24 protein-coding genes and 1 pseudogene are annotated in these 26,573 nt (G+C 62.0%); 13 read left to right on the top strand and 12 right to left on the bottom strand.

Annotated features, from left to right (window positions below; translation table 11 throughout):
- The first annotated feature begins 34 nt into the window (after positions 1-34).
- A complete protein-coding gene (locus ACI5GA_RS02675) occupies positions 35-568 on the top strand; it encodes a GNAT family N-acetyltransferase (protein ID WP_404632290.1) in 534 nt (177 codons plus the stop codon).
- A 7-nt stretch (positions 569-575) separates the two neighbouring features.
- Here ACI5GA_RS02675 and ACI5GA_RS02670 read toward each other — a convergent pair whose 3' ends face one another.
- Positions 576-1,832, bottom strand: a complete 1,257-nt coding sequence (locus tag ACI5GA_RS02670) for an MFS transporter (protein WP_421421550.1) — start codon at positions 1,830-1,832, stop codon at positions 576-578.
- Between the two features lie 234 nt (positions 1,833-2,066).
- Here ACI5GA_RS02670 and hemB point away from each other — a divergent pair, with 234 nt between their 5' ends.
- Positions 2,067-3,041 carry a porphobilinogen synthase gene (hemB, locus tag ACI5GA_RS02665; protein ID WP_404632286.1) on the top strand — a complete coding sequence of 325 codons (975 nt, stop codon included), beginning with the start codon at positions 2,067-2,069 and terminating at the stop codon, positions 3,039-3,041.
- A 224-nt stretch (positions 3,042-3,265) separates the two neighbouring features.
- Here the strand turns inward: hemB and ACI5GA_RS02660 are convergent, their stop codons facing one another.
- On the bottom strand, positions 3,266-4,171 hold the full coding sequence (locus ACI5GA_RS02660; RefSeq protein ID WP_421421547.1) for a LysR substrate-binding domain-containing protein: 906 nt from the start codon (positions 4,169-4,171) through the stop codon (positions 3,266-3,268).
- 230 nt (positions 4,172-4,401) lie between these two features.
- Between ACI5GA_RS02660 and ACI5GA_RS02655 the strand changes: the two genes are divergently transcribed.
- Genes ACI5GA_RS02655 through ACI5GA_RS02635 form a run of 5 tightly spaced genes read left to right on the top strand, consistent with a single transcriptional unit; the run spans position 4,402 to position 8,858 of the window.
- Positions 4,402-5,247 (top strand): transporter substrate-binding domain-containing protein, encoded by an 846-nt coding sequence (locus tag ACI5GA_RS02655; RefSeq protein WP_421421546.1) that lies wholly within the window; start codon positions 4,402-4,404, stop codon positions 5,245-5,247.
- 12 nt (positions 5,248-5,259) lie between these two features.
- Entirely contained in the window at positions 5,260-5,922 is a 663-nt protein-coding gene (locus ACI5GA_RS02650) for an amino acid ABC transporter permease (RefSeq protein WP_421421543.1), read from the top strand.
- Positions 5,923-5,929: 7 nt separating this feature from the next.
- Positions 5,930-6,607 (top strand): amino acid ABC transporter permease, encoded by a 678-nt coding sequence (locus tag ACI5GA_RS02645; RefSeq protein WP_404632278.1) that lies wholly within the window; start codon positions 5,930-5,932, stop codon positions 6,605-6,607.
- Between the two features lie 11 nt (positions 6,608-6,618).
- Complete coding sequence (gene argH / locus ACI5GA_RS02640) at positions 6,619-8,121, top strand: argininosuccinate lyase (RefSeq protein WP_404632276.1); 1,503 nt, start codon at positions 6,619-6,621, stop codon at positions 8,119-8,121.
- Complete coding sequence (locus ACI5GA_RS02635) at positions 8,118-8,858, top strand: amino acid ABC transporter ATP-binding protein (protein ID WP_404632274.1); 741 nt, start codon at positions 8,118-8,120, stop codon at positions 8,856-8,858. Before argH ends, ACI5GA_RS02635 begins: the two co-directional genes overlap by 4 nt.
- A gap of 152 nt (positions 8,859-9,010) precedes the next feature.
- Here the strand turns inward: ACI5GA_RS02635 and ACI5GA_RS02630 are convergent, their stop codons facing one another.
- The 4 genes from ACI5GA_RS02630 to ACI5GA_RS02615 all read right to left on the bottom strand — a co-directional run bounded on the left by ACI5GA_RS02630 (position 9,011) and on the right by ACI5GA_RS02615 (position 13,607).
- On the bottom strand, positions 9,011-9,961 hold the full coding sequence (locus ACI5GA_RS02630) for a VTT domain-containing protein (RefSeq protein ID WP_404632272.1): 951 nt from the start codon (positions 9,959-9,961) through the stop codon (positions 9,011-9,013).
- A gap of 100 nt (positions 9,962-10,061) precedes the next feature.
- Positions 10,062-11,498, bottom strand: coding sequence for a catalase (locus ACI5GA_RS02625; protein ID WP_421421541.1), 1,437 nt, complete (start codon positions 11,496-11,498; stop codon positions 10,062-10,064).
- Positions 11,499-11,804: 306 nt separating this feature from the next.
- The gene (locus tag ACI5GA_RS02620; protein ID WP_421421539.1) at positions 11,805-12,455 is read right to left on the bottom strand and encodes a ferritin-like domain-containing protein; all 651 of its coding nucleotides are present in this window, start codon (positions 12,453-12,455) and stop codon (positions 11,805-11,807) included.
- A gap of 222 nt (positions 12,456-12,677) precedes the next feature.
- Entirely contained in the window at positions 12,678-13,607 is a 930-nt protein-coding gene (locus ACI5GA_RS02615) for a LysR family transcriptional regulator (protein ID WP_404632266.1), read from the bottom strand.
- Between the two features lie 230 nt (positions 13,608-13,837).
- Here ACI5GA_RS02615 and ACI5GA_RS02610 point away from each other — a divergent pair.
- A pseudogene (locus tag ACI5GA_RS02610) lies at positions 13,838-14,665 on the top strand (methyl-accepting chemotaxis protein); the annotation flags it as partial.
- Positions 14,666-14,830: 165 nt separating this feature from the next.
- The gene (locus tag ACI5GA_RS02605; RefSeq protein WP_421425426.1) at positions 14,831-15,223 is read left to right on the top strand and encodes a PDC sensor domain-containing protein; all 393 of its coding nucleotides are present in this window, start codon (positions 14,831-14,833) and stop codon (positions 15,221-15,223) included.
- A 226-nt stretch (positions 15,224-15,449) separates the two neighbouring features.
- Here the strand turns inward: ACI5GA_RS02605 and ACI5GA_RS02600 are convergent, their stop codons facing one another.
- The 6 genes from ACI5GA_RS02600 to ACI5GA_RS02575 all read right to left on the bottom strand — a co-directional run bounded on the left by ACI5GA_RS02600 (position 15,450) and on the right by ACI5GA_RS02575 (position 20,421).
- Positions 15,450-16,013 carry an NUDIX hydrolase gene (locus ACI5GA_RS02600; RefSeq protein WP_404632264.1) on the bottom strand — a complete coding sequence of 188 codons (564 nt, stop codon included), beginning with the start codon at positions 16,011-16,013 and terminating at the stop codon, positions 15,450-15,452.
- Between the two features lies 1 nt (position 16,014).
- Complete coding sequence (locus ACI5GA_RS02595; RefSeq protein WP_404632262.1) at positions 16,015-16,767, bottom strand: GntR family transcriptional regulator; 753 nt, start codon at positions 16,765-16,767, stop codon at positions 16,015-16,017.
- 194 nt (positions 16,768-16,961) lie between these two features.
- Positions 16,962-17,462: a flavin reductase family protein gene (locus ACI5GA_RS02590; protein WP_404632260.1), complete on the bottom strand. Its 501-nt coding sequence runs from the start codon at positions 17,460-17,462 to the stop codon at positions 16,962-16,964.
- Positions 17,463-17,476: 14 nt separating this feature from the next.
- Positions 17,477-18,958, bottom strand: coding sequence for an aldehyde dehydrogenase (locus ACI5GA_RS02585; RefSeq protein ID WP_421421536.1), 1,482 nt, complete (start codon positions 18,956-18,958; stop codon positions 17,477-17,479).
- On the bottom strand, positions 18,955-19,788 hold the full coding sequence (locus tag ACI5GA_RS02580; protein ID WP_404632256.1) for an alpha/beta fold hydrolase: 834 nt from the start codon (positions 19,786-19,788) through the stop codon (positions 18,955-18,957). The genes ACI5GA_RS02585 and ACI5GA_RS02580 overlap by 4 nt, the downstream gene beginning before the upstream one ends.
- 42 nt (positions 19,789-19,830) lie before the next feature.
- Positions 19,831-20,421: an amino acid synthesis family protein gene (locus ACI5GA_RS02575; RefSeq protein ID WP_400607078.1), complete on the bottom strand. Its 591-nt coding sequence runs from the start codon at positions 20,419-20,421 to the stop codon at positions 19,831-19,833.
- 305 nt (positions 20,422-20,726) lie between these two features.
- On the opposite strand from ACI5GA_RS02575, the gene lexA reads away from it, so the two are divergent.
- The 4 genes from lexA to ACI5GA_RS02555 are packed head-to-tail and all read left to right on the top strand — an operon-like array spanning position 20,727 to position 26,497.
- Positions 20,727-21,344 (top strand): transcriptional repressor LexA, encoded by a 618-nt coding sequence (gene lexA, locus ACI5GA_RS02570; protein WP_404632254.1) that lies wholly within the window; start codon positions 20,727-20,729, stop codon positions 21,342-21,344.
- Positions 21,344-21,961, top strand: a complete 618-nt coding sequence (gene imuA / locus ACI5GA_RS02565) for a translesion DNA synthesis-associated protein ImuA (RefSeq protein WP_404632772.1) — start codon at positions 21,344-21,346, stop codon at positions 21,959-21,961. Before lexA ends, imuA begins: the two co-directional genes overlap by 1 nt.
- Positions 21,962-21,968: 7 nt before the next feature.
- Positions 21,969-23,399, top strand: coding sequence for a Y-family DNA polymerase (locus tag ACI5GA_RS02560; RefSeq protein WP_421421534.1), 1,431 nt, complete (start codon positions 21,969-21,971; stop codon positions 23,397-23,399).
- Positions 23,375-26,497: an error-prone DNA polymerase gene (locus ACI5GA_RS02555; RefSeq protein WP_421421532.1), complete on the top strand. Its 3,123-nt coding sequence runs from the start codon at positions 23,375-23,377 to the stop codon at positions 26,495-26,497. Before ACI5GA_RS02560 ends, ACI5GA_RS02555 begins: the two co-directional genes overlap by 25 nt.
- Positions 26,498-26,573: the final 76 nt, after the last annotated feature.

The following is a 26,573-nucleotide window of genomic DNA, read 5'->3' as shown; positions in this document are numbered from 1 at the left end:
CCACCCCTTATCGTATTTTTGAAGAAGAGTGTCCATGTCAACGCCTCTAATCCTGCGCAACGCCCACGAAGACGACATGCCAACGGTGCAGGCGATCTATGCGCACCATGTGATTCATGGCACCGCCAGTTTCGAGCTGGACCCGCCAAGCCTGGCGCAGATGCTGCAACGGCGCGCTGATATTCTGGGTAACGGGCTGCCTTATCTGGTAGCCGAGCGCGACGGCGAGGTGGTGGGGTATGCCTATGCGACCCTGTACCGGCCGCGTCCGGCTTATCGCTTCACCGTCGAAGATTCGGTCTACGTGCGTGAGGGGATGGCAGGACTGGGCATCGGCCAGCGGCTGCTTGAGGCGGTGGTTCAGCGATGCACCGACGATGGACGGCGGCAGATGGTCGCGATCATCGGCAACAGCGAAAACGTCGCCTCGATTCGCCTGCACCAGCGACTGGGCTTTCGCACTGTCGGGGTGTTCCAGTCTGTGGGTTTCAAGCACGGTCGCTGGCTCGACACGGTGATCATGCAGCGCGAACTGGGCGAGGGCGCCAGCAGCGATCCACAAGGCTGACGACGCTTCAAGAACCTGCGGCTGCCCCGGGCAGTCCTGCCTCCGTCGCGGGTTCCACACGCTTGCCTGTTTCGGGAACACCGAGCCACAACAGCACGAACGCGAGCGCGGCGATGGCGGCCAGCGTGAGGAACGCAGCGCTGTACCCGGCTTCGCGGATCACCAGGCCCGCTAGTCCATTGCTCAGGGCAGCGCCGAGGCCGAACACTGTTGAGATCGCGCCAAGGCTCACGTTGAAACGGCCGCTGCCGTGGGTCAGGTCCTTGACCACCAGCGGCATCAGCGCACCGAACGCCCCGGCGCCGATGCCGTCCAGCAATTGCACGCCCACCAGCCACCACGGATTGTCCGAGAGCACATAGAGCACGCCGCGCAATGGCAGAATAATGAAGCCTGCCAGCAGCAACGGTTTGCGCCCCCAATTGTCGGCCTTGGCGCCCACCAGCCAGGCCACTGGCACCATCACCAGTTGCGCGGCGACGATGCAGGCCGAGGTCAGGGGAGTTGCCAGGTTCAGGTCGATCTGCGAGAGCTTTTGGCTGACCAACGGCAACATGGCGGCGTTGGCCAGATGAAACAGTCCGCAGCAGATGGCGAAGATCATCAGTGGCCGGTTGTGCATCAGCACCGACAGGCCACTGGGTGATTCATGGGCGCTGTCTCGCGCGGGGTCGAAACCCCGAGCGACATCGTGATCAATGGCGTTCGCGTCGACGAAACTGATTGCCACCACGCTGGCCACCGCCATGAACGCCATCAAATAAAACACCGCAATCGGCCCGAACAACCAGGACAGGCCTCCGGCCAGCAGCGCCGCGCAGGCATTGCCTGCGTGGTTCCAGGTTTCGTTGCGCCCGGTGCGTCGGGTAAAGGCCTTGGGGCCGGTGATGCCCAGTGAAATCGCGGCAATAGCCGGGGCGAACACGGAGCCGGCAATCGCGCTCAGGCTTTGGGTCAATGCCACCCAAGTAAAGCTGCTGATGAAAGGCAACACCAGACAACTGGCTGTCACCACCAGCGCTGCGATCACCACCACCAGACGCTTGCTACGGGTGCGGTCAATCAGCGCACCCGCTGGCGTCTGGGTGAGCAAAGCGGCTATACCGGCAATCGTCATCACCAGACCAATGCTGGCCGGGTCCCACTTGTGCACCGCCAGCAGGTAAATCGCCAGATACGGCCCCAGCCCGTCGCGCACGTCGGCGAGGAAGAAGTTGAGGCCGTCCAGCGAGCGGTTGTTACGGTGTTCGGAAGAGGTGTTCAAGGCAGGCCCCGCCACAGAGGTCGCGCAGCCGGGAATGAAAGCTGCTTCCGATAAATGACCGATGGGGCGGTGAATTCGTTCGATGCCAGTCGCTGAATTGTTGCGGGCACGACAATTGTCTTTATCGCCCCGATATTTGAATCCGAAGCGGGGCAGGAATAAGCTTCGCGCCATTGATGACGACCTGGCGGTATCAAGCGGGTCGCTTTTCGCCATTTTTGATCAGGAACTGCCATGTCCAGTCTGTTTCCCGCCGCCCGTCCACGTCGCCTGCGCAGCAATGCCAACTTTCGCGCGCTGTTCCAGGAAACCGAATTCACCCTGAACGATCTGGTGCTGCCGATCTTCGTCGAAGAAGAAGTCGACGATTTCGTGCCAATCAACAGCATGCCGGGCGTGAGCCGCATTCCCGAGTCGAAGCTGGCCCAGGAAGTCGAGCGTTATGCCCGCGCCGGGATCAAGTCGGTGATGACGTTTGGCGTTTCGCATCACCTGGACGCCACGGGCAGTGACACCTGGCAGGAAAACGGTCTGGTGTCGCGTATCTCTCGCACCATCAAAGACGCGGTGCCGGAAATGATCGTGATGTCCGACACTTGCTTCTGCGAGTACACCGACCACGGCCACTGCGGTGTGCTGCACGACGGTCATGTCGACAACGACGCCACCATCGAAAACCTCGGCAAACAGGCGGTCATGGCTGCTCGCGCAGGCGCTGACGTGATTGCGCCGTCGGCAGCGATGGACGGCCAGATCAAGGCCATCCGCACCGCGCTGGACGCAGCCGGTTTCACCCAGACGCCGATCATGGCCTATTCGACCAAATTCGCCTCGTCGCTGTACGGCCCGTTTCGCGAGGCCGGTGGTTCGGCGCTCAAGGGTGACCGCAAGACCTACCAGATGAACCCGATGAACCGCCGCGAAGCCCTGCGCGAGTCGCTGCTGGACGAAGCCGAAGGCGCTGATGCGCTGATGGTCAAGCCAGCGGGCGCGTATCTGGACATCATCCGCGACATCCGCGAAGCCTCGAAGCTGCCGCTGGCGGCGTATCAGGTGAGTGGTGAGTACGCGATGATCAAGTTTGGTGCTCAGGCCGGGGCCATCGACGAAGGCCGCGTGGTGCGCGAAAGCCTCGGCGCGATCAAGCGTGCCGGTGCGGATTTGATCTTTACCTATTTCGCGATGGACCTGGCGTTGCAGGGGATTTGATCCTGCTGGCTTGACCAGTTAGTAAAGTTGGCACACATCGTGTGGGAGCCGGCTTGCTGGCGAAAGCGGTACATCAGTCGATATCTCGTTGACTGACATGACGCCTTCGCCAGCAAGCCGGCTCCCACAGTGATGTGTGTTGACCCATGGATTCAGGACCTACACAGATTCTGTGGAAACTGCCGGAACGGAACGACCGCTCGGGCCGCGTTCGGACGAAGGCTTCACACCTCCCACTCCTTGCTCGCCTCGGTGAGCATCTCCTCGATCAACACGCTGAAGCGCTGGCTCAACAGGCTTTGCGGGCGGTCTTCGGGCAGCAGCAGGTAGGTTGAAAACCGGATCTGCGGGGTAAAGGCGCGGGTTTCGATGCCCATGTGCAGGTACTCACGCGCCACCATCGGGCTGACAATGCTCACCCCCAGCCCCAACGCCACCAGCGAGCAAACGGTCGCCGCGTAAGGCGTTTCCACGTTCAGCTTGCGGTATTCCTTGTCGGCGCTGAACGCACGGTCCACGCGGGTGCGCGAGCCGTCGTTCTGCGACAGCGAGATGAACTCCTCGCCGTGCAGATCCTCCGGCTTCACCGACGTCAGCGCGGCGAGCCGATGGCCTTTGGGAAACACGCACACCCCCGGCACGTCGCAGATCTTGCGCGTGCGCACCCCCGGCATGCCTTCACCGACATAGGAGGCCAGCCCCACGTGGCAGAACTGCGAGGCCGCCCAATGCGCCACCATCGGTGAGTCGTTGGTGTGAATCGAGATCGCCGCTTCCGGGTTCTCCTGACGAAAGCGCTGTATCACTTTGGGCAGCAACGTCAGTGACAGCGAAGGCACCGCCGCAATGCGCAACTGACCCGTCCCGCCCCGGCGAATGTTCTGCGCCGACTCCTCAATACTCTGCAAGCCAATGAACGCCCGTTGCACGTCATCGAACAACGCCGCGCCTTCATCGGTTGGCAGCAACCGCCCGCCGACACGCTCGAACAGCTTGAAGCCGCTGCCCCGTTCCAGTTGCGCAATCAGGCGGCTGACGTTGGGTTGCGAGGTGTGCAGGGACTCGGCAGCGGCGGTCATCGAGCCGCTCAACATCACGGCGCGGAAGGCTTCGACTTGTTTGAAGTTCATGAGGGCATATCAATTTGGTATGGACGACCAATGTATTGTCATTTGTTGGCATGAGCCAGAGGCTTTATAACTGTTTTCGACACCGACAGTTCGCGCAGACGGACACGGTGCTCAGGCGCGCCCTACTCACTCCATACCGCGCTGCATGACCCTCAAAAAAATCTGCCCTTGAAATCGTCGCGCGATGACCCGCGGTGCGTCGTCGCGCTGGTAGCCAACCAGGAGGCAATATGTCGTTTTCGTTGAATGTGCTCGTTCGTGCTGTGGCGCTCTCATGTGTCTCTCTCGCTGGCGTGGCAAGCGCCTGGGCGGTGGACCTTCCGCCCGTGCCCGATGAAGTCAAGGAAGCCGGTCAACTGCGTGCCGGTGTGCGTTGCGACCAACCTCCTTACGGCTTCCAGAACGGCAACGGCGATTTCGCCGGGGTGGAAGTGGAAATGTCCAGGCAGATCGCGCTTTGGGCCCTTGGCTCCAAGGACAAAGTGACCTTCACCTGCGTCACTGCTGAAAACCGCGTGCCGCAACTGCTGGGCCGCAAGGTCGATTTCCTCATCGCGACATTGGGCGTCACCCCGGAACGTCAGCGGGTCATCGACTTCACCACGCCATATCGCTGGGGCGCCAGTGACGTGGCGGTCAAGAAAGACAGCCCGATCAAATCCATCAAAGACCTCAACGGCAAGACCCTCGCCACCCTCAAAGGCTCGGTGCAGGCCAAGTGGTTCGAAGACCACATGCCCGAGGTCAAGACCCTGCGCATGAACAGCGCCGCCGACGCCTTGCAGACCTTCCGCCAAGGCCGCGCCGACGCCTACACCCACGACGCCGCGACGCTGGTGGTGGTCGCCGCCAACGACGGCGACGCGCGCCTGATCAACGAACCGTTCCAGATTTCCGACGCGGCCATTGGCGTGCGCAAGAACGACGAAGCGTTTCGTGACTACCTGAGCGCCGCCGTGGCCAAAATGCACGAAGAGAAGTTGTTCCGTGGTTGGGTTCAGCAATACGTGCCCGAGAACATCCAGAGCTACTACCTGAGCGTGTTCGAACAGGCCAAGCCTGAAGAAAAACTCTGATCGGGCGCCGTCATGGATTTCGATTTCAATTACCTGTTGGCGCAATGGCCCGCCTTGCTCAACGGCGTGTTGATGACGCTGCGGGTCTCGCTGCTGGCCATCGGCTGCTCGCTGTTGATCGGCGTGCTGGGCGGCGCGGTGCGGGCTTTCCGCATCCCGCTGCTGTCGCAGATCGTGGTGCTGTACGTCGAGCTCATCCGCAACACGCCGATTCTGGTGCAGTTGTTTTTCATCTTCTACGGGCTGCCTGCGATCGGCACGGAGCTGTCGCTGTTCTGGTCTGGCGTGCTGTGCCTGTCGCTGTGGGCGGGCGCCTATCAGGTGGAAAACATGCGCGGCGGGCTGGCCACGGTGGAGCACAAGATGCGTGAGGCGAGCATGGCCCTGAGCTTGAAGACGCACCAGTACTTCTATCTGGTGGCCTTGCCGATTGCCTTTCGCACCAGCCTGCCTGCGGTGCTCAACACTTCGATTTCGCTGCTGAAGAACTCGTCGTACCTGCAGGCCATCGGGCTGGCTGAGCTGACCTTCGTGGCGGTGGACCGCATTGCCACGGATTTCCGCGCCATCGAGATGTTCAGTGCGATTTGTGTGATGTACCTGCTGCTGGTGGCGATTCTGTCGCTGGCGACCGGTCGTCTGTCCGCCCACCTGCAACGGCCGTTCAGGCACTGAGGCCCCGATGAATTTTTTGATTGAGAACTGGGGTTTCGTGCTCAAGGGGCTTTGGATGACCGTGCGCCTGGCGCTGGTGATCCTGCTGTTCACCACGCTCATTTCGGCGGTGTTCGGCGTCCTCGCCACCCTGAAAAACCGCGTGCTGTGGTGGGCGATTCACGGCTATGTCGAGCTGTTCCGCTCGATTCCGCTGATCGTCAACGTGTTCTTCATCTTCTTCGGTGCGCCGATGTTCGGCCTTGACCTGAGTCCGTTTGCAGCGGTGGTCACCGGGTTGACCTTGTGGGGCAGCGCCAACGGCATCGAGATCGTTCGCGGCGGGCTGGAGTCGGTCAACCGGCACCAGTGGAAAAGCGCCTGGACCCTCGGCCTGCGCCCCTGGCAGATCTACCTGCACGTGATTGCCCCGCAATCGATGAAGGCGATTCTGCCTGCGTACACCGGGCTTCTGACCATGCTGGTGCAGGCCACCTCGCTGGGCGCACTGGTGGGCGTCAGTGAGTTTCTCAAGGTCGGCCAGATCATCGTCGAACGCTCTACGGTCATGACCGGCGTCAGCCCCGCATTCGCCGTCTATGGCGCGGTGTTGCTGGTGTACTTCGCCATCTGTTCATTGCTGAGCTGGCTCAGCCGTTATCTCGAACGTCGCCTGGGCCGCCCAGCGATGCGCGCCACTCGTTAAAGGGTTTGATCATGCAAGAGTCCAAAGTCAGTCGTCGCTTGAAAGAAGCCACCGCCCCTGAGGTCAACGAGTACATCTATCGGCCCCGTCTGGAAGGGTTTGCCAACGGTTTCCTCAACCTGGGCAACGTCAACAAAGCGCACATCGTGATGCTCGCCGAGCAGGGCCTGATCCGCAACGAGCACGCCACAGCGCTGGCCAAAGGCGTGCTGGACATGGAAGCGGCAGGACCGGGTGTGGTGACCCTCGACCCGTCCCGCGAAGATGCCTATTTCAACTATGAAGCGCACCTGATCGAGCAGATCGGCACCGATGTCGGCGGCCGTCTGCACACCGGTCGTAGCCGCAACGACATCCTCGCCACGCTGGACCGCCTGCGTTGCCGTGAAGTGCTGATGGAACTGATCGATCTGTTGATCCAGACCCGCCAGACCGCACTGAACAACGCCGAAGTCTTCGCTGAAGTGGTGATGCCCGGTTACACCCATTTGCAACCCGCGCAGCCGATCACCTATGGCTATTACCTGTCGGCGGTGGAGCAGGCGCTGGAGCGCGACTGCAAGCGTCTGACCCAGACCCTGGAATCCATGAACCAAAGTCCGCTGGGCGCAGCAGCCTTTGCCGGTACGCCGTTCGACATCGACCGGGCGCGCACCGCTGAATTGCTGGGCTTCGACGGTTACCTGGACAATGCGCTAGACGCGGTGGGTTCGCGGGACTTCATTCTTGAAAGCTTGTCGCACCTGAGCTTGCTGTCGGTGTTCTGGAGCCGTGTAGCGCAGGATTATTTCGTGTGGAGCACCCACGAATTCAGCCTCATCGACTTCCCGGACAGCGTCGCCGCGACCTCCAGCATCATGCCGCAGAAGAAAAACCCCACGGTGCTGGAATACCTCAAAGGCCGCACCGGACATATTGTTGGCTTGCTGATGGCAGCCAGCGTGACAGTCAAGGGCAGCAACTTCTCCCACACCGGTGATGCCAACCGCGAGGGCACCCGTGGCTTCTGGGAGGCGGCTGAAGAGAGCCTGCGTTGCCTGAAATTGCTGGAACTGGTGCTGCGCACCGCCACGCCCAACACCGAATTGGCGGTCAAGCGCGCCGGGGAGGATTTCTCGACCGCCACAGGATTGGCCGACCTGATCGTGCGCGAAGCAGACATGTCGTTCCGCGAAGCCCATCACATCGTCGGCGCTGCCGTGCGCATGGCGATGGACGCCGGTTTGCCGGCCCATCGCATTGACACCGACATGGTCGATGCCTGTGCCATGGAGCAAGTGGGTCACGCCCTGAACCTGCCTGCTGACAAGGTTCGCGAGTGTCTCGACCCAACCGCCAACGTGCAGTCCCGTGCCTCGTCGGGTGGGCCTGCGCTGTCGTCGCTGCGTCCGAGCCTGCTGCGTGCCAACGCGCGTTTGCAACTGGAGCGTCAGGCCAATCAGGCCCGCCGTGATCGCCTCATCGCCGCCCAGGAAAAACTTCAGGCGGCCACTCGCGCGCAGGCCGGCCTATGAACAACATGCTGACGGTACGTGGGCTGCACAAACATTTCGGTTCGGTGGAGGTGGTCAAGGGCGTGGACCTGGATGTGGCGCAAGGGGAGGTGGTGGTGATCATCGGTCCCAGCGGCTCCGGCAAATCGACCTTCATTCGCTGCCTGAACAGCCTGGAAGAGCCTTCGGCGGGCAGCGTGGTGGTGGACGGCGGCGAGTCGGTTCGCGCTGACGACCGCAAAGCCATGGCCCGGCTGCGTGAGGACATCGGCATGGTGTTTCAGGATTACACCCTGTTTCCGCACATGACGGTCATGGCCAACATGATTCTGGCGCCGGTCAAGGTCAAGGGCGTGAGCAAGGCGGACGCTCAGGCCACGGCGCTGGCGTTGCTGGATCGAGTAGGCTTGAAACACAAAGCGGATGGGTATCCGAGCGAGCTGTCCGGCGGCCAGCAACAGCGGGTGGCGATCGTGCGGGCATTGGCGATGAAGCCGCGTCTGTTGCTGTTCGATGAGCCGACTTCGGCACTGGACCCGGAAACCGTTGGTGAAGTGCTGAGCGTGATGAAAGGACTGGCGGCGGAGGGCATGACCATGATCGTCGTCACCCACGAAATGGGCTTTGCTCGGGAAGTGGCGGACCGGGTGGTGTTTTTCGATGGTGGCAAGATCGTCGAAATGGGGCCGCCCGCGCAGATATTCTCCGCGCCGGAGCATCCCCGCACGCGGCAGTTTTTGCAGAGTGTGTTGCATTGATTCAGAAGCCGCCAGCGCCGCGAACCCTGTAGCTGTCCGGCTTGCCGGCGGCAGCGAATTTTAGGACGCCACCGCAGGCAAGCCATACTGCGGGCTTATGTTTTGATGTCAACGTCCGCCGCAAACGCCTCGGTCAATCGATAGCCAGTGATTCAGGCGGCTGCGGTCTGGCCGGGGGCGTCCTGTTCACCCTGCGCATCACGCCAGGCGTCCAGACCACCGACCAGCGCCTTGCCTCGCGTCAGCCCTCGCGCCCGCAGTTTCTCTGCCAGCAAGGCGGCGGAGAGTTCGTTAGGGCAGGCGCAATAGAACACCATGTCCACATCGCCCAATTGCTGAACCCACGGATCGAGGGGTTCCTCCAGACTGATGGACAACGCGCCGGGAATGCCCTCGACCACGGCGGTGTGGAATTTCGGACGCACATCGATGATTACCGGCGCGTCGTCGGTGTCGCGCAGGGCCAGCAATTGCGGCACGGTGATGCGCGGCACTTTGGCGGTGCGCACCATCAGGCGACGCCGCTTCCAGTATTTCCAGCCGATGAACAGGCCCAGCGCCACCAGTACGGCGACAATGGCCACCGGCAGATAGCCGGTCAGCCAGCTCAGCAGGGGAATGATGGCGTCGGTGAACAGCATGCCCAGCAACAGCGCGGAACCTGCCCAGATGAAGGAACCGGCCAGCGAGTAACGCATGAACAGCGCGAACGGCGTGGCGTTCATCCCCGCCACCGTCGTGACCAGCGCCCCGGCGCCGGGCAAGAATTTGGACAGCAGCATGGCCCGAGGCCCGACGCGGTCGTAGATGTTGAGGCCCTGACGAATGCAGGTGTCTTGAGAAAGGGAAATCTTGCAGATGGATTTGAGCAGCACACTGCCGTAGCGCTTGCCCGCGAAATACCACAGGGTGTCGGCAATCAGGCAGGCCAGCATGGCGATCAACACCCCGGCGCCCAGCAGCGGCTTGCTTTGCATGGCCAGCGCCCCGGTGACGATCAATGTGGGGTAGGCCGGGACCGGCAGGCCGATCTGCTCCAGCAACACGTTGACGAACACCAGCAACAGGCCGTGGCTTTCATTCAGTTGCTGAAGTTCGTTCATGGCGAAGGCTCAGGTCGACGAGCGCCACAGGCAGCGCTCAATAAAAAAGGGATTCAGTACCGTGGCCTGAACCCCTTTTGATGTCAACGCTGATTATCGCTTAGCTCAGCTTCTCGATCGCCGCGGCCACACCCGCGCCATAGGCAGGATCGGCCTTGGTGCAGTTGTCGATGTGACGCTGTTTGACCTGCGCCGACGCGTCGCCCAACGCGCGCGCGGTGTTGTCGAACAGCACTTGCTGCTGGGCCGGAGTCATGAGGCGGAACAACGCACGGGGCTGGGAGTAGTAGTCATCGTCGTCCTTGCGGAAGTCCCAGTTCGCCGCCGCGCCATACAGCTCCAGTGGCGGTTCGGAGAAGTCTGGCTGCTCGACCCATGCGCCCTTGCTGTTGGGCTCGTAACCGATGGTGCCGCCGCCGTTGGCGTTGACCCGCATCTGGCCATCGCGGTGGTAGCTGTTGACCGGGCACTGCGGCGCGTTGACCGGGATCTGGTGATGGTTCACGCCCAGACGGTAGCGCTGCGCATCGCCGTAGGAGAACAGACGGCCTTGCAGCATTTTGTCCGGCGAGAAACTGATGCCCGGCACCACGTTGGCCGGGTTGAACGCGGCCTGTTCCACGTCGTGGAAATAGTTTTCCGGGTTGCGGTTCAGTTCCAGGGTGCCCACTTCGATCAGCGGGTAGTCCGCGTGCGGCCAGACTTTGGTCAGGTCGAACGGGTGGATCCTGTACGTGTTGGCGTCCTTCTCCGGCATGATCTGCACGAACAGTTTCCACTGCGGGAAGTCGCCGTTTTCGATGGCGTCGTACAGGTCGCGTTGGTGAGTCTCGCGGTCACCGGCCACCAGATCAGCGGCTTCCTGATCGGTGAGGTTCTCGATGCCTTGCTGGGTTTTCATCGTGAACTTGACCCAGAAACGCTCGTTGTTCGGGCTGATGAAGCTGAAGGTGTGGCTGCCGAAACCGTGCATGTGGCGGTAGGACTTGGGCAGGCCACGGTCGCTCATGACTACGGTGACCTGGTGCAGCGCTTCAGGCAGCGAGCTCCAGAAGTCCCAGTTGTTGTCGGCACTGCGCATGTTGGTGCGCGGGTCGCGTTTGATCGCGTGGTTCAGGTCCGGGAATTTCAGCGGATCACGCAGGAAGAATACTGGGGTGTTGTTGCCCACCAGGTCCCAGTTGCCTTGCTCGGTGTAGAACTTCACCGCAAAACCACGGATATCACGCTCGGCATCGGCCGCACCACGCTCACCGGCCACGGTGGAGAAACGGATGAAAATATCGGTCTTCTTGCCGATGTCGGAAAACAGCTTGGCCTTGGTGTACTGGGTGATGTCGTGGGTCACGGTAAAGGTGCCAAATGCACCGGAACCCTTGGCGTGCATGCGACGCTCCGGGATCACTTCACGGTCGAAGTGCGCCAGTTTTTCCAGCAGCCAGACGTCTTGCAGCATCAACGGGCCACGGGGGCCAGCCGATTGAGAGTTCTGGTTATCAACGACGGGTGCACCCGCCACAGTGGTGAGTTTATTCATGATCAGGCTCCGGTTAAGAGGCGGTTAGTCTTGATGAATGCAGAACAGGTTTATTGGACGCTCGTGCGCCTCTTTTAACCTGCAGTCGTGTCGTCGACGGGCTAGCTAAAGCGTTCGTACCTGTTGCGACAGTAAAAAATTCCAGGCAAGTGGAAAGGTTCGTCGCAGCAGGGTTGAGTCAGCGTAGTACGTGTTGTGTGATACGAACGTGTCAGCGTAAAAAATTTATATTTCGATGTTCATTTCAATAAAAAAGACGCCCCGCAGGGCGCCAAAGAGAGGAGAGTCCGGTGACACAAAACAGGCTTAGAAGCGATAACTCTCGGCCGCGCTGACCGCAATCAGACCGGGGCTGTGCGCCCACACCTCCATCGTGGAGAACCACGTGTGAGGACGGCTCGGCTGACGGCATTCGCTGGTGAACGAGGCTCCGGACGGGATGTCCATCCGGATCTTGCAAATCAACTGGTTGGCGCGATATAGCACCTCGCTGACCAGATTGGCCGTGGCGTAATCGCCGGCGTCCACGGCGCGGTCCATGAAGCGCTGGGTGCGTTCCACCAGCGTTTCAAGGTGCTGCGCCAGTTGGTGAATCTCTTTGAAGCACTCCCGAAAACCGGGTGCCTGTTCGGCGTCTGCCTGCTGGACGGCGGGCAGGGTGTCCTGATTCAGCCCGCCGCCCAGACTCTGGATGCGGGTTTGCAAAAACGTAACGTACTGTTGGGTCGATTGATCCAGACCCTTGAACAGTTCCTTGATCGCCTGATAGTTCAGCTTGCGCAGACGCCAGCGTACTTCTCGGGCAAACCCCCAGACTTGCTCGGTTGTGCGCAAATGTTCATCCAGCAGTTGCAGAAACAGCGCGCGTTCCTCGCCCAGCAGGGTGCTGTGCAGACCATGGGCGTCGGCGGCGAATTCTGCGTGCAGCTCACGTTTGGGATCGGTTTCGGAAAACATGGTGAATCTCCTCACAGTGTTCTTCGACGGGCCTGTCCGGTACGGTCTGTTTCCCACGGCTTGAAGAGCGATCAGCGCCGGGTGACAGGAATGGCTCCAAGGTATGCCTGCCGAGGGCTGACGTCACTTGTACCTTGGTACTGCACGCTGATACGGAGGTTTTTGCCCCTCATACGATGGTTTGGGGCCAGGTGTCTTGCGCAGGGGCAGCGTGGCGGCGGATCAGCTTTCTCCGATCCAGCTCGCCCCCGGCCATTGCTGGTTGTTGACCAGTTGTCGCGCAACGTCGGTGATAACGACACGGGTCGCCAGCGCTGCCGGTGACAATTCATCATCGCTCAGGGTCGCCAGCAGATTGCGCCGCCCGACATGGCTGTCGGCGATCTGCACCAGCGACAGGCCCGATTCGCCCTTGAGTGCGGCGGCGGCACCAGGTTGAATGGTCGCCGCGTGCCCGGCGCGAACGGCGTTCATCAGCACCGCCAGGCCATCCACTTCCATGATGATGTTGGGCACCACACCTGCGCGCTCGAAAGCGGTCATCAACGTCGAGCGCAGGCCGTGTTGTGCGCTGGGCGCGACCATCGGCAGGTTGCCCAGCTCGGCCAGATGCACGCTGTCGCCGCAAGGAGCATCAGGCAGTGAAGGGGAAGCAATGACGAACAGCTTTTCATCCAGCAGCGGTGTGACACTCCAGCGCTTGCCTCCTTCAAGCTGGAACAGGATCGCCAGGTCGATCTGCCGCGCGTTGAGCTGAGCGGCGAGGTGTCCCGAGAGCATTTCCACCAAGTGCAACTGGATGTCCGGATAACGCTCGCGCATGGCATCGATCAACGGCAGCGCCAGGACCGTCGCGGTGGTGGGCGGCAGGCCAACGCTGACGTAGCCGCTCATGCGCCCTCGGTGGGCGGCCAGCACGGCGTTCTCGGCCTGACGCAACGTCAGTTGAGCGTGGTGCAGAAACGCCAGTCCTGCGCTGGTGGCCGTGACCCCCGTGGTGGTGCGATTGAGCAGGCGAGTGCTCAACTCGTTTTCCAGCTTGCCGATTTGCTGGCTCAGTGCAGAGACCCCCACGTCCAGTTCCAGCGCCGCTCGCCCGAGACTGCCCAGTTCGACGATCTTCACGAAGTAGCGCAGTTGGCGTAGTTCCACGGGGTGCAGCTCCAAAGGCAGGAAAAGGGCAGGGATGCGGCGATCGAAGTTTACATGCACTCGCGCAGGGGCATTGACGAGCGTGCACCAAAAACGGCTGGCGCAGAGGGGTTAACGTCGAAAATCGGGCATTTTTCAGTGACAGTCGTTCCCGGCGGCCCGCCATCATGGGGCGTCACTGATGGCACTCTGCTTGCAACGTTCGTCGTACACATGGAGGGAGATGCCGAATGTTTTCACTGCGCGCCAACAAACGCCGGGCCCATGACGATGATGCCCTGAGCCTGTTGTTCGAGGATCTGGACCTGACCGTGCAACTGTCCGAGCATTCGCCGCTCAACGCCCGTCTGAACGGCTTCAGCAAGACCCTGCATCAGCGCCTGGGCGAGAGCCTGGCGGCGTCGGTGGACATTGCCGCCCATGCCCCTGAGCTGGCGCGCATCGCCCGCGCCACCGAGCAGAGCGGACAGATGTTAGCCCAGGCTTCGGAATTGATCGCCAGCGCCAGTGAACAGGTCAGCACCTCGCTGGACACCGAACTGGTGCCTGGCGCCGCGCAGGTGGCGAAGCTCTCCAGTGAAGTGACCGTAACCCTGCGCCAGTGCCAGCAGACCGGCGAGCAAGTGCTCGGGCAGGTCGACGCCATTGGCGCCAGTGAGCAGAAGCTGGAAGCGGTGATCGGCCAGTTGTTCGGTCAGCTTGAAGAGGTCAGCCAGGTGCTGGGCGTGATTGCCAGCATCTCTCAACAAACCAACTTGCTGGCGCTGAACGCGGCCATCGAAGCGGCCCGTGCGGGGGAGCATGGGCGGGGCTTTGCCGTGGTCGCCGATGAAGTGCGGCGACTGGCGGGGCACACCACTGAATCCACGGCCCGCGTCAGCCAGATCATCGAGCGCTTCCGGGCGGACATGGATCAGTTGGGCGCTGCCGGGAAAATCATGCACGCCGCGGTCGCCGACGGCCGTGACGGCATGACCCGCATGGGCGAGGACTTGCTCAGCACTCAGTCGGCCATGGACCAACTGGATCAGCGCGTCGGCCACATCGCGTCGGGCACCGAACACATCGGCATCGCCGTGCACGCCATCAACCGCGATGTGCAGAACATCGCCGGGGTGGCCGCCGAACTGCTGAGCAACGCCGGACAGGTGCTGACCCACAGCGACGCAGTGCGCAGCAGTGGCGATCATCTGTTGAACGGGCTGGGCGGGTTTCGTCTGGAGATGCACAAAGCCATCCAGCACAGCGTCGAGCGATTGGGCAGTGAGGCGGCCATGAACGGCGATGTTCAGGCCGCCGAGCGTTTCATGCACGACACTCTGCTGCGGGATCAGCGTTTCGAGCTGTTCTACATGGTGGATCGCAACGGCACGCAGATCAGCGAAAACGTCGGGCTGGACACCGACAGCAAGGCGCCGAGCTGCAAGGGGCGGAATTGGGCACAACGCCCGTGGTTCCGTGAGGTGGCCGAGCAACTCACCAGCCACATCACCCCGGTGTATCGCTCCTCGGCCACCGATGCCTTCTGCGTCACGGTCTCAGTGCCGATCTTTGCGGCCAATGGTCAGTTGCACCGCGTGCTGGCGGCAGATGTGCGGTTGTCGGCGTTGTTGTAGGCAGGGTTGAGGACGAATGCGACCTGTCAGTCAGTACGCTTCTGGCTGATCCAGCGCTTTCGCCAGCAAGCCGACTCCCACAAATATCGCGCCGAACGCAACGCCCGGGCCGACAGAAAGTGTGGGAGCCGGCTTGCTGGCGAAAGCGGTTGGCCAGACAACACAGAATCTCCCGCAAAAACGGCGTCCGGTTGTCGGCAATCGAGAGCGAGTGTCGTGTGTAGGGTCAGCGAATGAAATGCACCTTGCCGGTGTCGTCATTGCCCACGTAAATCCCGTACACCCCGGCCTGACGCTCGGCGATGTAGCGCTCCAGAATCTGCCGGATCGCGGGGTAGTAGATGCTGTCCCACGGGATATCTTCAGGGGCGAAGAATTGGCAGGCGAGAGTTTCCGGGCCAAACTGGTCGGTCACTTCCAGCGCGATGGCGCGAAAGACGATGTACACCTCGCTGATCTGCGGCACGCTGAAGATCGAGTAGGGCGAGACGATCTCGGCGCGTACGCCGCTTTCTTCCCACACTTCACGCAACGCTGCCTGTTCGGTGGTCTCACCGGCCTCCATGAAACCGGCGGGCAGGGTCCAGGTGCCGGGGCGTGGCGGGATGGCGCGCTGGCACAGCAAATACTTGCCCTCACGCTCGATGATGCAGCCGGCGATGATCTTCGGATTGACGTAATGGATGTACTGGCACTGGCCGCACATCAGCCGCGCATGGGTGTCGCCGTCGGGTGTGCGCTGAGCGAGGTCAGGGCTGCCACATTGCGGACAGAAGCGCGGCGCGGGCATGTCAGCGTCCTATGCGCGGTTCCTTGAGAACCACGGGTTCGACGATGTCGCGCACCTGGGTGCCATCGTCCTGTTTGGATTTGAGGTAGTCGAGCGCCACTTTCGCCGCGCTGCGCACGTGGTCTACCGAGGCCTGATGCGCCGCCAGCGGGTCGCCGCTCTTGATCGCCTCGACGATCTTTTCCATCTCCCGGTTGCTTGCGCCACGGCGGTTTTCCTGGGACACCGAGGTCGCTCGCAGGTAACTGATGCGCGCCTGCAACTGGCGCAACTGGGTCGCGGCGACGTGGTTGCCCGAGCCTTCCAGCAGCACGTCGTAGAAGCCTTGCACCGAATCCAGCACCTGCTGCAGGTCGCCTTCTTTCAGGGCTTCGCTGTTTTCATTGAGGGCCTTTTCCAGAGCGCGAATGTCCTTGGCCTTGGCACGCAGGGTGAACAACTGGACGATCAGGCCTTCGAGCACGCAGCGCAGCTCGTAGATGTCGCAGGCATCTTCCAGGGTGATGATGGCGACCCGCGGACCTTTGGCGTCGGCGAACTCCACCAGACCTTCGGATTCCAGGTGGCGCAGGGCTTCGCGAACGGAGGTACGGCTGACACCGAGGCGGTCGCACAGGTCGCGTTCGACCAGGCGATCACCGGGCAGCAATTGGAAATTCATGATCGCGCTGCGCAGTTTGTCCAGCACGATTTCCCGCAGGGTGACGGGGTTGCGATTGACCTTGAAGCTGTCGTCGAGTGGCAGGCGTTTCATGGGGTCCGCTCTGAAGTTGGCTGTCCGAGCCGAGGTATGTCGGGGACAGCCAAGGGTGATTAGGGGGCCGGAGTTAAAACCCAAAGGCCAAAACGTGGCGCAGTTTATCACGGCGCGACACGTCAACCAGCAAGCCCATCGCGGACGATGGGCTTGAATTCACCTCTTTTTTGCCGTTTTCAGCACTGAAATTTTCAATTCAGGTCCGGCAAAGGACCCAGTTTGCCCCGGTGATAGACCATCGGCGTCACCGGCTCTTCCGGCAGGATCAGGTTCTTCACCGCGCCGACGATGATCGCGTGATCGCCGCCGTCGTACTCGCGCCACAGCTCGCATTCGATGATCGCGGTGGCGCGGATCTTCGACGACGTGCTCAGCAGCGGGTTGCCCAGTTCACTCAAGTGCCAATCGATGCCTTTGGCCTTGTCCTTGCCTTTCCCGGCAAAGGCGTAGGCCTCGGCTTTCTGGTCGGCGGACAGCAGGTGAATCGCGAATTGCTTGCTGTCGCGCAACACCGGGTAGGTGTCCGAGCCATAGTTGGGGCAGAACAGCACCAGCGCCGGGTCGATCGACAGCGCGCTGAACGCACTGGCAGTGATGCCGACGATGCCGCCGTCCGCATCCAGCGTGGTGACCACCGTGACGCCGGACGGGAAGGAGCCCATCACGTCTTTGTAAATGCCGGGTTCGATCATGTCGTCAACCTCGCTCAACGCATCACGAAAGGATCGGGCATCGGTTCTTGCGAGAGGTTGATCCACACCGTTTTCAGCTCGGTGTAGGCCAGTACCGAATCGATACCGCTCTCGCGACCATAGCCGCTGTTCTTGAAACCGCCGATGGGGGCCATGGCCGACACGGCGCGGTAGGTGTTGACCCAGATGATCCCGGAACGCACGTCGCGGGCCAGGCGATGGGCGCGGCCCAGATCGCGGGTCCAGATGCCCGCCGCCAGACCAAACTGCGAGTCGTTGGCGATGGCCAGCGCTTCGGCTTCGTCCTTGAAACGGATCACCGAGGCGACCGGTCCGAAGACTTCTTCCTGCATGATCTTCATCGAGTTGCGGTCGCATTCGAACAGGGTTGGCTCATAGAACCAGCCGTCGGTGCCCACATCCGCACGCTTGCCGCCGGTGCGCAAACGCGCGCCTTCGGCCAAGGCATCAGCCACCAGGCTTTCCACCACGGCCAGTTGCTGAGCGGTCGCCATCGGCCCCATTTCACTGGTTTCATCCTGCGGGTTGCCGATACGAATGCGCTGGGCGCGGGCGACCAGACGCTCGACGAATTCATCGTAGATGTCGTCCTGCACCAGCAGGCGCGAGCCTGAGACGCAGCTCTGGCCCGAGGCTGCGTAGATCCCGGCCACGGCGCCATTGATCGCGCTGTCCAGATCGGCGTCTGCAAAGATAATGTTCGGCGATTTACCGCCCAGTTCCAGCGACAGCTTGGCAAAGTTTTCCGCGCTGCTGCGCACCACGTGGCGCGCCGTGGCAGCTCCGCCGGTAAAGGCGATCTTGCGCACCAGTGGATGGCGGGTGAGGGCGGCGCCGGTGCTTGGCCCGTAACCGGTCACGACGTTGACCACGCCCGGCGGAATCCCGGCTTCCAGCGCCAGACGTGCCAGTTCCAGAATCGTCGCCGAAGCGTGCTCGGACGGCTTGAGCACGATGGTGTTGCCTGCTGCCAGTGCCGGAGCGAGTTTGATCGCGGTCAGGTACAGCGGGCTGTTCCACGGGATGATCCCCGCCACGACGCCGATGGGTTCGTGCACGGTGTAGGCAAACAGGTCGGGCTTGTCCAGCGGGAGGGTGCCGCCTTCCAGTTTGTCGGCCAGGCCTGCGGTGTAATGGAAAAACTCGGGCAGGTAGCTGACCTGACCGCGGGTTTCGCGAATCAGCTTGCCGTTGTCGCGGCTTTCCAGTTGCGCGAGTTTTTCTTTGTTCTCGGCAATCAGATCGCCCAGACGGCGCAGTAATTTACCCCGTGCGGTGGCGGTCAGTTTGCGCCAGGCCGGGTTTTCGAAAGCGGCTTGCGCAGATTGCACGGCACGTTCGACGTCCGCTTCGTCAGCGTCCGGCAGCTCGGCCCACGGTTGGGCCAGCGCCGGGTTGAGGCTTTCGAAGGTTTTGCCGGACAGCGCATCGACCCACTCACCGTCGATACACATCTGAAAACGGGTAAGACTCATGCCACGATCCCCTCTGCCGAAGTGTGTTGCGCGTCTGCCTGCTTGAGAAAATCCAGCAGCATCTGATTGACCAGACGCGGCGATTCCACCGGCATCATATGCCGCTGCTCGGCCAGTATCTCCACCCGCGCGCCGTGAATGCGCAAGGCCAGTTGCCGGGCCATGTCCGGGGTCGAACCCGGGTCCAGCTCGCCCGTAGCGACCAGCGTCGGCGCCTGAATGCTGCCCAGGTCCTCGGCGCGGTACATGTCTTGCGTCGCGAACAGTTTGTAGGTGGTCAGGTAACCCTGCGGATCATTGCCCGCCAGCACCTGGCGAATGGCCGCGATCTGCGCCGGGTTGGCCGCTTGATACTCACGGCTGAACCAGCGGGACAGCGCTTCGGCGGCGTTGGCATCCGGGCCGTGTTCGGCCGCCTGGCTGGTGCGGGCGATGACCCCGGCACGTTGCTCGGCGCTGCGGTTGAACACGCTGTTGAGAATGACCAGACCGGCCAGGTGTTGCGGGAAGTGCAGGGCAAACGCCCGCGCCACCAGACCGCCCATGGAAAAGCCGATCACCGTGGCGCTTGGCAGGCCGAGGTGTTCCAGCAGCTCGCGCAATTGCTCGGCGTAACCCGGCAAGCCCGTTTCCGGGTCCGGACGCGGGCTGTCGCCATGGCCCAGCATGTCGTAGGCGATGACGCGGTAGTGCGGGGCCAGACCGACGATCTGGCCACCCCACATTTCCTTGTTCAGACCGACCCCGTGAATCAACACCACAGGGTGGCCTTGGCCGGTCGCCAGATAACTGGTGCCGGCCGGGGTGCGTTCAGCGGTGAGCCGAATCATGGAATGCTCCTGCACAGGCCTTATTAGTATGTGTGGCGGGAATCACTGCGCCTTTTCAGCGGCCAGCTCTTCCAGATCGATGTAACGGTTGCCGATGCGCGGGTGCAGACGGCCGCCGTTGGCTGCGCCCAGTACCACGATGATTTCGTCGGCACGGGGCGAGTCTTCGATCTGCATTTCCAGGGTGATGTAGTGCGAGCGAAGGCCTTCATCGTCCTTGTGCATCATCGGGATCTGAATCGAAGTGCCCGGGCCGCCGCGTTTGTTGGTGAAGCTCAGGTAGCTCTTGGCTTTCACGGCTTCGCGGTAGTGGTTGCCGAAGCGCAGGGTGTGGATGACGGCAGAGGCGTGTTCGATTTCGCCTTCAGCACCGACCACGGCCGCTTTGCCGTAAGCCTGAATCTTGTCGGCGCCGCCAATCAGGCCGGTCAGACGCTCAACCATCATCGCGCCCAGATCGGAGCAGTTGGCGCGGATTTCCGGTTTCAGGTCTTCAACGAAGCCACGGCCCAGCCATGGGTTTTTCATCACCACGGCCAGGCCGACCATGGTCACCGGCGTGTCAGTGGCCTTGCCGCCTTCGATCAGGGTTTCTTCGAGGTAGCTGACGATTTTGCGGATTTCGAAACTCATGAGGGGCTCCCGGGTTTTTGGATGAGCGTTTGGGTGTAAATCGGTATTTGGTCTGATGGTATACCATAAGATTGTTCATGCAAATGGTTTGTGTGAAGTTGTGACGAAAGGGGATGAATGAGGGGCGTCGTCTGTGGAATATCCCGGGACGCGGACAGGTGGGAACCGGCTTGCTGGCGAATGCGTTGTTTCAGTCACTACTGCTGGGTCTGATGTATGGCATTCGCCAGCAAGCCGGCTCCCACACGGGTCAGGTGTCCGATTTTAAAGATTGTGATAGCCAGATTTTTTAGAAAAGAGTACAAATGTACTCCATGACGACTTTATCCCCCCGACGCGCTGCCATCCTCACCTTCATCCGGGATCGCATCGCCCAAAACGGCCAGCCCCCGAGCCTGGCGGAAATCTCCGAGGCCTTCGGGTTTGCTTCGCGCAGCGTGGCGCGCAAGCACATCGTGGCGCTCACCGAGGCAGGTTTTATCGAGGTTACGGCCAATCAGGCCCGTGGCATCCGCTTGGTGGAACACCGTAAACGCGCCGACATGCTGGAAATCCCGGTGCTCGGTCGCGTCGCCGCCGGTGCGCCCATTGGCCCGGACATCGACATTCACGACACCTTCACCCTCGACAGCCGTACCTTTCTTCGTGTGCCCGACTACCTGCTGCGGGTCAAAGGCGACTCGATGATCGAAGACGGTATTTTCGATGGCGATCTGGTGGGCATTCTGCAAAGCGCCGACGCCAAAGACGGGCAGATCGTCGTGGCGCGGCTGGATGGCGAAGTCACGATCAAACGTCTTGAGCGCGGCGACAATCAGTTCCGCCTGCTGCCGCGCAACCCGGCTTATGCGCCCATCGTCGTGCGTCCCGATCAGGACTTCGCGATTGAAGGCGTGTTCTGCGGTCTGGTGCGCCGCGAATGATGGGTGCAGTGGTCAGCCTTGACGCGCTGCTGGACGAGCGTCGGGTCTGGAAAGGGCGCCCGCAGGTTCAGCCGGTGGCCGCACAGCCCACCGGTCATCGGCTGCTGGACAGCGCGTTGCCCATGGGCGGCTGGCCGCCTGCGGCCTTGACTGAACTCTTGATTCCGGCGCCCGGCAGCGGTGAGTTGCGCCTGTTGTGGCCAACCCTGGCCCGGCTGGCGGACAGCGGCGAACGCATTGTGCTGGTGGCGCCGCCCCATGTGCCGTACCCGCAAGCCTGGGCTGCGGCGGGGGTGGATTTGCGTCAGCTGTCGATCATTCAGGCGAGCGAAAAGGACGCCTTGTGGGCGGTCGAGCAATGTCTGCGCTCAGGCAGTTGCGGCGCGGTGCTGTGTTGGCCGGGCAAGGTCGATGACCGGGCCCTGCGCCGTTTGCAGGTGGCGGCAGAAACCGGAGAAACCCTGGCGTTCGTTTGCCGTGGGCAACACGCGGCAGTCAATCCGTCGCCCGCCGCCCTGCGGATCGCCATCGACGTGCGCCCCAGCCAGTTGCGTGTCCTCAAATGCCGTGGCGGGCTGGCGCCTGCTTCACCGATTCCCTTTATTCCCGACGCTTGAGGTGTCCATGCTCTGGGCCTGTGTCCTGCTGCCGCAACTGGCGCTGGACGGCGTCATGCGTCGTCGCGCCGAACCCGAACGCCCGCTGGCTCTGATCACAGGCCCGGCGCAACGGCGCGTGCTGCAAACGGTCAATGCACCGGCCAGAGCGTTGGGCCTGCGCGCCGGTCAGTCGCTGACGGCAGCTCAGGCCATGACCCGCGAGTTCGACACGGTCGAGTACGACCCGGCGCAAACCGAACATTGGCACCGTTTGCTTGCCGCATGGGCCTATCGCTTCAGCTCCAATGTCAGCCTGAAATACCCGCGAGTGCTGTTGATGGAGGTCCAATCCAGTTTCGGCCTGTTCGGGCCATGGCCACTGTTCGAAGCCCGTTTACGGGAGGAATTGATGGCCATGGGCTTCAGCCATCGCATCGTCGCCGCGCCTAACCCGGTGGCGGCACGGGTGCTGGCCAACGTGCACGACGGGCTGGCGGTGACCTGCAACGACAGCTTGCGGCAAAGGCTTGAGCAGATGCCGGTCAACCGTATCGGCCTGTCACCCGAGGTTTCCACGGCGTTGGGACGCATGGGGTTGCAGCGGCTGCATCAAGTGCTGGCCTTGCCCCGTGACACCTTGGCGCGACGCTTTCCCGCACAGGTGCTTCAACACCTCGACAGCTTGCTGGGTCAACGCCCCGTGGCGCTTGAGTGCTACACGCCGCCGGACCACTTCGAGACCCGGCTCGAACTGAATTTCGATGTGGAGTCCCATCAGGCGCTGCTGTTTCCCCTCAAGCGCATGATCGTTGATCTCGCACTGTTTCTTGGCGGGCGCGACAGCGGCGTGCAGCGTTTTGTCATTCATCTGGAGCACGTGCCCAGCGTGGGCAGCGTGGCGCCGGACACGTTGATCCCCGTGGGCCTGCTCAGTGCCGAGCGCGAGGCCGACCGGTTGTTCGAATTGGCGCGCGGGCGTCTGGAACAGATCGTGGTGCCGTCGCCGGTGCGAGCGTTGAAGCTGCTGGCCAAAGACTTGCCAGCCTTCGTGCCGTCCCACCGCGAGCTGTTCGACGACCGCCCTCAGCAGAATATGCCGTGGGAACAACTGCGCGAGCGCTTGCGGGCACGGCTGGGTGACGAATCGGTCAGAGGCCTGAGCTTTCATGGTGACCATCGCCCTGAATGCGCCTGGCAGCCGACCTCTCATAACAAACCGGCCACAGGCTTTAATTCGGTGCCGCGTCCGGGCTGGCTGTTGCGTGAGCCTGAGTTATTGTCCGAATCCGGCTGGCGGGTGCTGGCCGGGCCTGAGCGCATCGAATCCGGCTGGTGGGATGGCGGCGATGTGCGTCGTGATTATTTCCTCATCGAAACCCGCCACGGCCAACGCGGCTGGGCCTATCGCCATGTGGGGGATGACAGCGGCCTGTGGTTGCAGGGCTGGTTTGCATGAACGCCGAGTACGTCGAGCTGCATTGCCTGTCCAACTTCAGTTTTCAACGCGGCGCGTCCAGTGCGCAGGAACTGTTCGAACGGGCCAGACAGCACGGTTATCAGGCACTGGCAATCACCGATGAGTGCACGTTGGCGGGGATCGTGCGGGCGTGGCAGGCCTCGCTCAAGCACGAACTGCCCCTGATCGTCGGCAGTGAAATGACGCTGAAGAACGGGCCGAAACTGGTGCTGCTGGCCGAAAACCTCACGGGGTATCAGGCCCTGTGCAAGCTGATTACCCAAGGGCGGCGGCGCAGCCAGAAGGGCGAATACCGGCTGCTGCGGGAGGATTTCGAGACCTCCCTCAATGGGTTGCTGGCCCTCTGGCTGCCGGATTTGGACGAGCCAGTCGAAAACCGAAACGAGCAGGGCGACTGGCTGTGTCAGGTCTTTCCTCGAACCCTGTGGCTGGGCGTCGAATTGCACTGTGGTCCCGATGACCGCCAACGGTTGAGTGCGCTTCTGGCATTGGCCGATGAGTTCGCTATTCCGGCAGTGGCCTGTGGCGACGTGCACATGCACGCCCGAGGTCGTCGCGCCCTGCAGGACACCATGACTGCCATCCGTCATCACACCACGGTGGCCGAAGCCGGGCAGCGATTGTTCCCCAATGGTGAGCGGCATTTGCGCTCACGGGCTGCGCTGGCCGATGTGTATCCCGCGCAGTTGCTGGCTGAAACGCTGGTGATTGCCCGGCGCTGCACCTTCGATTTCAAGCAGCTCAAATACGAATACCCCAGAGAACTGGTGCCGGATGGGCACACAGCGACCAGTTGGTTGCGCGAACTCACCGAGCAAGGGGCGCGCAAGCGTTGGCCGAACGGGGTGCCGGAGATCGCCCGAGCGCACATCGAAAAAGAGCTGCGCATCATCGCGATCAAAGAATACGAAAGCTACTTTCTGACGGTGCACGACATCGTGCGCTTCGCCCGCGACCGCGCGATTCTGTGTCAGGGCCGCGGCTCGGCGGCCAACTCGACAGTGTGTTTTGCGTTGGAAATCACCGAGCTGGACCCCTCGAAAATCAACCTGCTGTTCGAGCGCTTCATCTCCGAGGAGCGCAACGAACCGCCTGACATCGATGTGGATTTCGAGCACGAACGCCGCGAGGAAGTCCTGCAATACGTGTTCAAACGATACGGTCGACACCGCGCGGCCTTGACGGCCGTGGCCAGCACCTACCACGGCGCCGGAGCGATTCGTGATGTGGCGCGGGTACTGGGTTTGCCGCCGGATCAGATCAACGCGCTGGCCGATTGCTGTGGGCGCTGGACCGACAATCTGCCACCTGCCGAGCGTCTGCGTGAGGCGGGCTTCGAACCCGACAGTCCGATTTTGCGCCGGGTACTGACGCTGGCGGGTGAATTGATCGGTTTCCCTCGGCACTTGTCGCAGCACCCCGGTGGCTTCGTGATTTCCGAGCAGGCGCTGGAAACCCTGGTGCCAGTGGAGAACGCCGCCATGGCCGAGCGCACCATCATTCAGTGGGACAAGGACGATCTCGACCTGGTGGGGCTGCTCAAAGTGGACATTCTGGCGCTGGGTATGCTCAGCGCATTGCGTCGCACCTTCGACCTGGTTGCACTGCACCGGCACCAGCGCTGGACCATCGCCAGTATCCCCTCTGACGACAAGCCGACCTATGACATGATCAGCCGCGCTGACACCATCGGCGTGTTCCAGATTGAGTCGCGGGCGCAGATGTCGATGTTGCCTCGATTGAGACCCAAAGAGTTCTACGATCTGGTGATCGAGGTCGCCATCGTTCGACCAGGGCCGATTCAGGGCGATATGGTGCATCCGTATTTGCGCCGTCGGAATAAAGAGGAACCTGTCACTTACCCCTCCAAAGAACTTGAAGCCGTGTTTGAGCGCACCCTCGGCGTGCCGCTGTTTCAGGAGCAGGTCATGCAACTGGCCATCGTCGCGGCGCAGTACACGCCGGGGGAGGCCGATGAACTACGCCGTTCCATGGCCGCCTGGAAACGTCACGGCGGGCTGGAACATCACTACGCCCGCCTCAGCGAACGCATGGGTGCCAAGGGTTACGATCAGGACTTCATCGACCGCATCTTCGAACAGATCAAGGGCTTCGGCAGCTACGGGTTTCCCGAATCCCACGCCGCCAGTTTCGCGTTGCTGACTTACGCCAGTTGCTGGCTCAAATGCCACGAACCGGCGGCGTTCACGTGCGCGCTGATCAACAGCTGGCCCATGGGGTTCTACAGCCCCGACCAGTTGCTGCAGGACGCTCGACGCCACCACATCGACGTGCACCCGGTGGACATTCGCTACAGCGATTGGGATTGTTCGCTGGAACCGATAGAAGGGCGCGAGTACACGCAGAATCTGGCGATCCGCATGGGGCTGCGGATGATCCGTGGCTTTCGTGAAGAAGATGCCCGACGCATCGAGCAGTCACGCCAGCAGCGCCCGTTCAAGGACGTAACGGACCTGTGCGTTCGTGCCGATCTGGACAACCGGGCACGGGCTTCGCTGGCCGATTCAGGCGCCTTGCGCGGTCTGGTCGGCCATCGCCATCGCGCGCGCTGGGAAATCGCCGGGGTCGAAGTGCAACGTCCGTTACTCGGTGACGACTGCTTTGGCCAGGAGGCTCAGGTCGCGCTGCCGTTGCCGAGTGTGGCGCAGGACTTGATGGCGGACTACGACACCACAGGCACGACCTTGGGGCCGCACCCCATGGCGCTGTTGCGCAGCAAGCTGGCGGCGAAGCGCTTTCGCAGTTCGAAGGATTTGCTGAAAGAGGAGCACGGCCGCTGTTTCAGCGTCTCTGGCCTGGTGGTGGGGCGCCAGCGACCGGGTACTGCCAGTGGTGTGACGTTCGTCACGCTGGAGGATGAACACGGGATGATCAACGTGGTGGTCTGGCGCGACCTGGCCGAGCGTCAGCGCAAGGTGCTGGTGGGGTCGCAATTGATGCAGGTCTTCGGCCGGTTCGAATTTGAGAAGGGGGTGCGCCACGTCATTGCCCAGCGCCTGTTCGACCTGACCCCGCTGCTGACCGGGCTGGACGTGCGCAGCCGGGATTTCAAATAACTCCCCGTAGTTTGCGGTTGAGGTTATGTGGGAGCCGCCTTGGTGGCGATTGGGGAGTGTCAGCGGATAGATGCAG

This window comes from Pseudomonas sp. Pseu.R1 (genome assembly GCF_045764065.1).
Lineage (GTDB): Bacteria > Pseudomonadota > Gammaproteobacteria > Pseudomonadales > Pseudomonadaceae > Aquipseudomonas.
Note: the sequence above shows the minus strand (reverse complement) of the source record. Positions and strands in the feature narration are given on the sequence as shown.

Excerpts from the sequence above, each read along its gene's own strand:
- ACI5GA_RS02635 (WP_404632274.1), top strand. The coding sequence starts at position 8,118 with ATGAACAACATGCTGACGGTACGTGGGCTGCACAAACATTTCGGTTCG.
- ACI5GA_RS02595 (WP_404632262.1), bottom strand. The coding sequence starts at position 16,767 with ATGAAACGCCTGCCACTCGACGACAGCTTCAAGGTCAATCGCAACCCC.
- ACI5GA_RS02625 (WP_421421541.1), bottom strand. The coding sequence starts at position 11,498 with ATGAATAAACTCACCACTGTGGCGGGTGCACCCGTCGTTGATAACCAG.
- ACI5GA_RS02620 (WP_421421539.1), bottom strand. The coding sequence starts at position 12,455 with ATGTTTTCCGAAACCGATCCCAAACGTGAGCTGCACGCAGAATTCGCC.
- ACI5GA_RS02630 (WP_404632272.1), bottom strand. The coding sequence starts at position 9,961 with ATGAACGAACTTCAGCAACTGAATGAAAGCCACGGCCTGTTGCTGGTG.
- ACI5GA_RS02575 (WP_400607078.1), bottom strand. The coding sequence starts at position 20,421 with ATGAGTTTCGAAATCCGCAAAATCGTCAGCTACCTCGAAGAAACCCTG.
- argH (WP_404632276.1), top strand. The coding sequence starts at position 6,619 with ATGCAAGAGTCCAAAGTCAGTCGTCGCTTGAAAGAAGCCACCGCCCCT.
- lexA (WP_404632254.1), top strand. The coding sequence starts at position 20,727 with ATGTACTCCATGACGACTTTATCCCCCCGACGCGCTGCCATCCTCACC.
- ACI5GA_RS02660 (WP_421421547.1), bottom strand. The coding sequence starts at position 4,171 with ATGAACTTCAAACAAGTCGAAGCCTTCCGCGCCGTGATGTTGAGCGGC.
- ACI5GA_RS02645 (WP_404632278.1), top strand. The coding sequence starts at position 5,930 with ATGAATTTTTTGATTGAGAACTGGGGTTTCGTGCTCAAGGGGCTTTGG.
- ACI5GA_RS02675 (WP_404632290.1), top strand. The coding sequence starts at position 35 with ATGTCAACGCCTCTAATCCTGCGCAACGCCCACGAAGACGACATGCCA.
- ACI5GA_RS02585 (WP_421421536.1), bottom strand. The coding sequence starts at position 18,958 with ATGAGTCTTACCCGTTTTCAGATGTGTATCGACGGTGAGTGGGTCGAT.
- ACI5GA_RS02560 (WP_421421534.1), top strand. The coding sequence starts at position 21,969 with ATGCTCTGGGCCTGTGTCCTGCTGCCGCAACTGGCGCTGGACGGCGTC.
- ACI5GA_RS02600 (WP_404632264.1), bottom strand. The coding sequence starts at position 16,013 with ATGCCCGCGCCGCGCTTCTGTCCGCAATGTGGCAGCCCTGACCTCGCT.
- ACI5GA_RS02655 (WP_421421546.1), top strand. The coding sequence starts at position 4,402 with ATGTCGTTTTCGTTGAATGTGCTCGTTCGTGCTGTGGCGCTCTCATGT.
- ACI5GA_RS02580 (WP_404632256.1), bottom strand. The coding sequence starts at position 19,788 with ATGATTCGGCTCACCGCTGAACGCACCCCGGCCGGCACCAGTTATCTG.
- imuA (WP_404632772.1), top strand. The coding sequence starts at position 21,344 with ATGGGTGCAGTGGTCAGCCTTGACGCGCTGCTGGACGAGCGTCGGGTC.
- ACI5GA_RS02590 (WP_404632260.1), bottom strand. The coding sequence starts at position 17,462 with ATGATCGAACCCGGCATTTACAAAGACGTGATGGGCTCCTTCCCGTCC.
- ACI5GA_RS02605 (WP_421425426.1), top strand. The coding sequence starts at position 14,831 with ATGCACAAAGCCATCCAGCACAGCGTCGAGCGATTGGGCAGTGAGGCG.
- hemB (WP_404632286.1), top strand. The coding sequence starts at position 2,067 with ATGTCCAGTCTGTTTCCCGCCGCCCGTCCACGTCGCCTGCGCAGCAAT.
- ACI5GA_RS02650 (WP_421421543.1), top strand. The coding sequence starts at position 5,260 with ATGGATTTCGATTTCAATTACCTGTTGGCGCAATGGCCCGCCTTGCTC.